6 protein-coding genes are annotated in these 6,750 nt (G+C 63.8%); 5 read left to right on the top strand and 1 reads right to left on the bottom strand.

The window, feature by feature from the left end; translation table 11 throughout:
- From Q4543_RS04520 to Q4543_RS04500, 5 genes are all read left to right on the top strand, one after another.
- On the top strand, positions 1 to 316 hold a 316-nt coding region (locus Q4543_RS04520; protein WP_303436579.1), incomplete at its 5' end, for a transposase.
- Positions 317 to 1,449: 1,133 nt separating this feature from the next.
- Positions 1,450 to 2,376 carry a TAXI family TRAP transporter solute-binding subunit gene (locus Q4543_RS04515; RefSeq protein ID WP_303436578.1) on the top strand — a complete coding sequence of 309 codons (927 nt, stop codon included), beginning with the start codon at positions 1,450 to 1,452 and terminating at the stop codon, positions 2,374 to 2,376.
- Between the two features lie 79 nt (positions 2,377 to 2,455).
- On the top strand, positions 2,456 to 4,339 hold the full coding sequence (locus tag Q4543_RS04510; RefSeq protein ID WP_303436576.1) for a TRAP transporter fused permease subunit: 1,884 nt from the start codon (positions 2,456 to 2,458) through the stop codon (positions 4,337 to 4,339).
- Positions 4,340 to 4,352: 13 nt separating this feature from the next.
- A complete protein-coding gene (locus Q4543_RS04505; RefSeq protein ID WP_303436575.1) occupies positions 4,353 to 4,946 on the top strand; it encodes a cupin domain-containing protein in 594 nt (197 codons plus the stop codon).
- Positions 4,947 to 4,989: 43 nt separating this feature from the next.
- Entirely contained in the window at positions 4,990 to 5,676 is a 687-nt protein-coding gene (locus Q4543_RS04500; protein WP_216003822.1) for a GntR family transcriptional regulator, read from the top strand.
- A 10-nt stretch (positions 5,677 to 5,686) separates the two neighbouring features.
- On the opposite strand, the gene Q4543_RS04495 is transcribed toward Q4543_RS04500, so the two are convergent.
- Positions 5,687 to 6,715 carry a YHYH protein gene (locus Q4543_RS04495; protein ID WP_303436573.1) on the bottom strand — a complete coding sequence of 343 codons (1,029 nt, stop codon included), beginning with the start codon at positions 6,713 to 6,715 and terminating at the stop codon, positions 5,687 to 5,689.
- Between the last annotated feature and the right edge of the window lie 35 nt (positions 6,716 to 6,750).

The raw sequence follows: 6,750 nt of genomic DNA, 5'->3' as shown, positions 1-6,750 counted from the left end.
GCGCGAGAAGCAGGCGAAGCTCGGTGCCCTCATGGACGCCTCGCGCGACGACGTCCTCGCCTACATGGATTTTCCCCGCGAGCATTGGGCCCAGATCGCGTCGACGAATCCACTGGAGCGGGTGAACAGGGAGATCAAGCGCAGGTCAGACGTGATCGGCATCTTCCCGAACGACGAGGCAATCGTCCGGCTCGTCGGCGCGCTGATGCTCGAGACCAATGACGAATGGACGGTTGCACGAAGATATATGTCTCTTGAAAGCCTCGCGCGTGTCACCGACACTACCACCGTCAGGTTGTCCGCCGTGGCGACCTGATCAGCCTTGGACCTCTCCGAAGGTCGGCGCTCTTACACCACCTCTCGGGGCACTACCCAGTTGCCTGTTGCTCACGGTGGCGTGGCAGACACTCTCAGTTAGATAAGAATCTATTTTATATTGGTAATCTAAGTTGATGGTCGCGCGCACCTGCTGGTCTGACGCTCGCGCCTAATCCCAATTATGTAATTATTTACGTATCGTCACAACGATGATGCCCCCTGAACAAAGCGGATGGGATGGATGGCTCCCGCTTGGGACTTCGTCGTGCGCCAGCGCACCCAGTTGATCAACATGCTGCGGAGCTTGGCGGCAGAGTCGGCATCGCCATTGCTCGGGGCATCGTGCGGGCCATCGATTTGTGAAAGGGATCATCGACTGCAAACAGCCCGGCTGCCTGATCTGGCCCAGGACGTTTGGCTGACGAAGCTGCTGCAGAGAAAGTCCGCAAGGCTGGCGACCGTCGCCATGGCGAACAAGACGGCCTGGGACATGGGCCAGAGACGAGCCCTATAAACCGCACGCCGTATGAGACGTCCGCGCCCACGAGATCGCAAGACCAACGATGTGATGGTGTGCCCTTCAGCCGCAACGATCGGGACGCTGCGCCGAACGTCCCGGGCGCCAATGCCTGCGAAGCAGACAGGAACCTGATCTGCGGATCTGCATGTTTACATGCACGAGAGGGAGGGCCAGCGGCAATGACTGCGCAAACAGGCTGAACACAAACCCGCTTCTGAACAGGTACACAAGATCATTTACATCTTGCTATGCGGGAGCCATCCGACATCTGTGCATCGCCTCGAGACGCTTCACAGAAGCGCGGCCATGGGATGGATGATAGCCAGACCTGTGACCCTGAAACGCTGCCATAATACCAGTAGCTCTCTGCCGAGGAACGTTGCGACGCGGACGGGATGGGCGCGGCTGGGCCAGAAAACCTGACCGGATCGAACACCACCCCCCGGCGCGATCGCAAGTATCGGGCGGATCCTCGGCAGGCTCATGACGGTAGGCGCTGTGCTGCGGGCCGTGAGTGCCTGAGGGTAAATTTCTCGACACGTAAAAAATCGATAATGTGTGTTGCTATGACATAAACTCGGTATTACCCTCGCTGCTCAGGGAGGATCATCATGAAAAACATCATTCGCGGGGCATTTGTCGCCGCATCTTTCGCCGTGCTGGCGCAGGCCGCGCAGGCCGAGGAATACCGCATCGGGACCGCCAGCCTTGGTGGCGCGTTCTTTCCGATGGGACAAGGCATTTCCAACCTCGTCAACAAATACGCCGGCGATGGCATCGACATGGTGCCGATCGTCACGCAAGGCTCGGTGCAGAACCCCCGCCTCGTGGCGCAGGGCGAGGTTGAGCTCGGCATCACCAGCGCCAATCTTGCCGCCGATGCGGTGGCCGGGGCTGGCGCCTATGACGGCAGCCCGATGGACCTCAGCGCGCTCGGGCCCCTGCACCCCAGCGTGCTGCACATGGTGGTCACCGATGGATCCGACATTCAGACCTTTGCCGATCTCAAGGGCAAGCGCGTCGCGGTTGGCCCGGCGGGCGGCGGCACGATGGGCTTTCTCAACAACATGCTGCCGGTCTACGGGCTGAGCCTTGATGACATCACGCCCAGTTTCCTCAGCTACGGCGACGGGTTCAGCCAGTTGTCGGATGGCAATGTCGACGCGGCGCTGGCGCTGTCGGGCTATCCGGCGGCGGCGGTGATGCAGGCGGCGGCCTCGGGCAAGCTGCGGATGATCGGCATGGAGGCCGACAAGCTGGAGCAGATCCTGTCCGGCAACCCCGCCTACAGCACCTTTGATATTGCGGCCGATGTCTATGACATGGACGAGGATGCGCAGGTTCTGGGGGTCACCAACATGCTGGTGGTGCCCGCCGACATGGACGCAGGCATCGTCGAGAGCATCGCTGCGGCGATCTACGATCACCTTGATGAATTCGCCGCCGAAAACGCCAATGCGCGCCAGATCGACAAGGCACGGGCAAGCGCGCTTGCCATCGATCTGCACCCGGGCGCCGCGGCCTATTTCGCCAAGTAAGCCGCCGAGCAAACAGCCCCCCCCGGCAGGGGTGCAGTGCCCCTGCCCCATCCCCCTTTTTTCCCAGAAAGGACGCGCCATGACTGCGTTGCGCGATATGATGACCCCTGCCCGGGTGCTGGCCATTGTGGCCTTTGCCTTTGGCGCCTACCACCTGCTGATCGTGTCCGGCCTGATTTCCATGTCGACGATGGAAATGCGGCTGACCCACCTGATGCTTGCGCTGACGTTGTTGTTTGCCCGCACACCGGCAACCTCGGCGGTGGATCGCAGCCGGGTGTCTCTGGCTTTCGACGGCGTGCTGATCCTGTCGGGCATCATCGCCAGTGTCTGGCTGTTGTCGCGCTGGAAGGCGATTGCCTTCAGCGGTGGCATGACCAACACGCAGGATTACTGGGCCGGGCTGGTCATCGTCGCGCTGGTGTTCGAGGCAGCGCGGCGCGGCATCGGCAGCATCCTTGCCGGGATCACGCTGGTGTTCTTTGTCTACCCGTTCCTCAGCCCCTACCTGCCGGGCGTGCTGAATGGGCGCGGCTATGGGCTGGAACGGGTGGTGACCTTTCTGACCACCGACACCCAAGGCATCTATGGCATTCCGATCGGCGTGGCGGCGACCTATATCATCACCTTCACCATCTTTGGCGCGCTGTTGTCGCGGCTTGGCGCGGGGGAATTTTTCTTTGAGATCTCCTTCCGCCTGACCCATGGCATGCGGGCGGCCTCGGCCAAGTCGGCGGTGCTGTTTTCGGCGCTGATCGGCATGGTGTCGGGCTCGGCGGCGGGCAACGTCGCGGTGACCGGCACGCTGACCATTCCGCTGATGAAGCGCGAAGGCTACGCCCCGCATCAGGCCGCCGCGGTCGAGGCGGTTGCCTCCACCGGCGGGCAGATCATGCCCCCGGTGATGGGCGCCGCCGCCTTCATCATGGCCGAGGTGGTCGGGGTGAGCTACACCGAGATCATGAAGACCGGCCTTTTGCCGGCGCTGCTGTTCTTTGGCACCGCCTTTGCGGTGGTGCATCTGCGCGCGGTGCGCAGCGGCATCGCGCCGGTGACAACCCCCACCACCGATCCGCGCAGCACCGGCCGCGTGCTCTGGGACGGGATGCCGTTCATCATCGCCTTTGCGCTGCTGCTGGGCATGATGCTGATGGGCTATTCGCCGTTCAAGGCCTCGCTCTGGGCGATGGGGGCGATGATCCTCTCCACCGTGATCTGGAACCGCCGCATCGACACCGACCTGCTGCGCAAGATCAGCGGCGCGGTGACCGAAGGCGCGCAGGGCGTGGTGACGATTTCCGCCGCCTGCGCCGCTGCGGGCATCATCGCCGGGGTGCTCGGGCTGTCGGGCCTTGGATCGAAGATCGCGGTGCTGATCGACATGGGCTCTGGCGGCAGCTTGCTGATCGCGCTGGTGCTGACGATGTTCGTGTCGATCATCCTTGGCATGGGCCTGCCGACAACGGCGGCCTACCTGATCCTTGCCACCGTGGTCGCCCCGGCGCTGGTCAAGATGGGGGTGCCGGTGCTGACCGCGCATTTCTTCGTCTTCTACTTCGGCTGCATTTCCACGATCACCCCACCGGTGGCGCTGGCCGCCTATGTGGCGGGAGGCATCGCCAAGGCCGACATCAACAAATGCGGCTGGACCGCCGCCGCCTATGCCGCGCCGAGCTTCCTGCTGCCCTTTGCCTTCTGCTACGGCCCCGGCCTGCTGCTTCAGGGCGGCTGGTTCGAGAACATCGAAGCCATCGTCACCGGCATGCTGGGCGTGTTCGCCATCGCCGTCGCGGTGATCGGGGTGCTGGGCCACCGGCTGAACGCGCTGGGGCGCGGCGCGGCGGCGCTTGCCGGGTTGCTGCTGCTGTTTCAGGACCTGCTGAGCGCCGCGCTCGGGCTTTCCCTGCTGCTTGGGCTCTATGCCATCACCGAATTGCGTGCCCGCAAGGGCCAACTGATCTGAAAGGACACCTCTCATGAACATGACCGAATTCCGCCGCGTGGTCACAGGCCACGACGCCACCGGCAAAGCCATCATCGAAAGCGATCAGACCGCCAGCCAGTTCCTCGAACGGCCCAACCGGCCCGGCGTGCGGCTGACCAACTTCTGGATCTCCGATGGCACGCCGGCCGAATATGACGGCGCCACCGAAACCTGCACCGGCGATTTCACCCTGCACCCGCCCGCCATGGGCAGCGTGTTCCGCTGCGTCGAATTCCAGCCTGAAGACCCCGAGGTGATGGCCAAGCTTGACGGCCCCAGCGCTTTCGCCGAAATGGGGGCTGCCGCGAATATCGTGCAAAACGCCCGCCACCCGTTCATGCATCGCACCAACAGTGTCGATTATGCCATGGTGATCACGGGGGAAATCTGGATGCTGATGGATGATCCGGCGGATGATGTGCTGCTCAAGGCGGGCGATATCTGCGTGCAGCGCGGCACCAATCATGCCTGGTCGAACAAGGGGACGGAAACCTGTATCATCATGTTCGTGTTGAACGATGGCGTGACGACGCGCGCGGCGACGGGCGATGCGCGGATTGGCATCCCTGCCCGCCCCGCGCCGTGAGCGCGCCCTGTCGGCCCGCCGGGGCCAAGGTTATGAGGACGGTATGAGTATTCAGGATTTCGATGTCGGGGCAGACCCGGTTGCCCCGACATCGGCCACGCAATCGACCTATCAGGCCATCCGGCGCATGATCATCACCGGCGCGCTTGCGCCGGGCGAAAAGCTCAAGATCGAAACCCTCAAAGAGCGCATTCAGGTCGGCGCCTCGCCGATCCGCGAGGCGCTGACCCTGCTGGTGGCCGACAAGCTGGTCGAACGCATCGATCAGCGCGGGTTTCGCGCCTCGCCCGTCAGTCAGGACAATTTCGCCGAGATCCTGCGCCTGCGCTGCGCTTTGGAAGACATGGCCCTGCGCGAATCCATCGAAGCCGGGGACGAGGCATGGGAAGAGGCGCTGGTGCTGGCCCATCACCGCATGGCGCGGGTCGGGGGCGCGGATGTGGCGATCTTCGAAGAGGCGCACAAGACCTTTCACATGGCGCTGCTGGCGCGCTGTTCCTCGCCGATCCTGCTGGGCTATTGCAGCCAGCTGTATGATCTGAACGTGCGCTATCGCTACCTTGCGGGGCGCTCGCGCCATTACGGCACCCGCGACGTGCCCGCCGAACACCGCGACATCCTTGCGGCGGCGGTGGCCCGCGACGTCGATCTGGCCTCGACCCGGTTGCTGCACCACTACCAGCAGACCGGCATGTTCCTACGCGAAACGCCCGATCTGCCAGAGGGTTAGACGGCTTAGTTTAGTCTGCCGGCGGCGGCGGCGCGGGGCGATCGCCATTCGCGCCCGGAGGCGGGCCGCGGCGGGCGTCAAGCGAGGCATTGCAGGTGCCGCCTTCTTCCAGCGTGCAGCCGACCTCGGCCACATGGCAGCCAAGGATGGCGTTGCTGCCCGGCGCACCGGCGTAATAGTGATAGCCGACGCCGTCGATCATGATGCCGTTGCAGGCGTCAAGCTCGTCTTCGATGCCTTCGATATGGCCCATGATCGGAAACCCGTCCATCGCGATTCCGATCTGCGTGCCGTGATTTTTCAGCGCGGTGGTGCTTGCGGGGGGCGTGTTCAGGCAATCGGTCACGGCGTGGTAGTGATAGCCAACATGGGTGTTCACATGGCCGCCGCAATCGTCGAAGGGTGCGATGGTATGGGCCGACGTGATCGCCTCCAGCGGCGCCGGCCCGTCAAGGCGCACGCCGTTATAGGCCACCCCTGCGCCGCCGCGCGTGCTGTCCGCCGGCTCGTCAAGCATCACCGGGCGCAGCGGGATCACATAGGTGACCGAGGCCTCCTCGGGCAGGTATTCCGGCAGGCACTGGACGCAGTAATTGTTGTACGCGGGGTCCACATCGGGGCGGGCCGCGGCCTCGCAGGCCTCAAGCGTGCCGGTGTAGCGCACATCGCCGGTGGCCTCGTCATAAAGCTTCCACTCGGTGTCGCCGTAGATCTCGGCCAGACGGGTGATGAACGCGCCATCCACGTCATTGGCCTCCCCATCGACGATCCAGATGCCACCGGCCTCGGCGTCATCCGCGATATTGGTCGGGCACCATGGGCCGGGGGTGTAATCCTGCGGGTCCGGCTTGACGGTGATGGAAAAGCAGGTGGTTTCGGTGCCGCCCGACAGCGTGCAATCGACCAGTTCAGGCCCCGAGACGACGTTGGCATCGGCAAAGAACGCCGCGACATGGGCCAGCGGATCGTCATGGGCCGCAGCGGGAAGGGCCGCCACGACGGCGATCAGCGTGGCAGCGGCGCGGTTTGGTCGAATCATCGGATCATGGCTCCGTCATGGATGGATTGTCGCCT

Origin of the sequence: Salipiger sp. 1_MG-2023, assembly GCF_030547555.1 — a bacterium.
GTDB lineage: Bacteria > Pseudomonadota > Alphaproteobacteria > Rhodobacterales > Rhodobacteraceae > Salipiger.
Note: the sequence above shows the minus strand (reverse complement) of the source record. Positions and strands in the feature narration are given on the sequence as shown.

Coding starts and splice junctions, on each gene's coding strand:
- Q4543_RS04515 (WP_303436578.1), top strand. CDS start 1,450: ATGAAAAACATCATTCGCGGGGCATTTGTCGCCGCATCTTTCGCCGTG.
- Q4543_RS04510 (WP_303436576.1), top strand. CDS start 2,456: ATGACTGCGTTGCGCGATATGATGACCCCTGCCCGGGTGCTGGCCATT.
- Q4543_RS04505 (WP_303436575.1), top strand. CDS start 4,353: ATGAACATGACCGAATTCCGCCGCGTGGTCACAGGCCACGACGCCACC.
- Q4543_RS04500 (WP_216003822.1), top strand. CDS start 4,990: ATGAGTATTCAGGATTTCGATGTCGGGGCAGACCCGGTTGCCCCGACA.
- Q4543_RS04495 (WP_303436573.1), bottom strand. CDS start 6,715: ATGATTCGACCAAACCGCGCCGCTGCCACGCTGATCGCCGTCGTGGCG.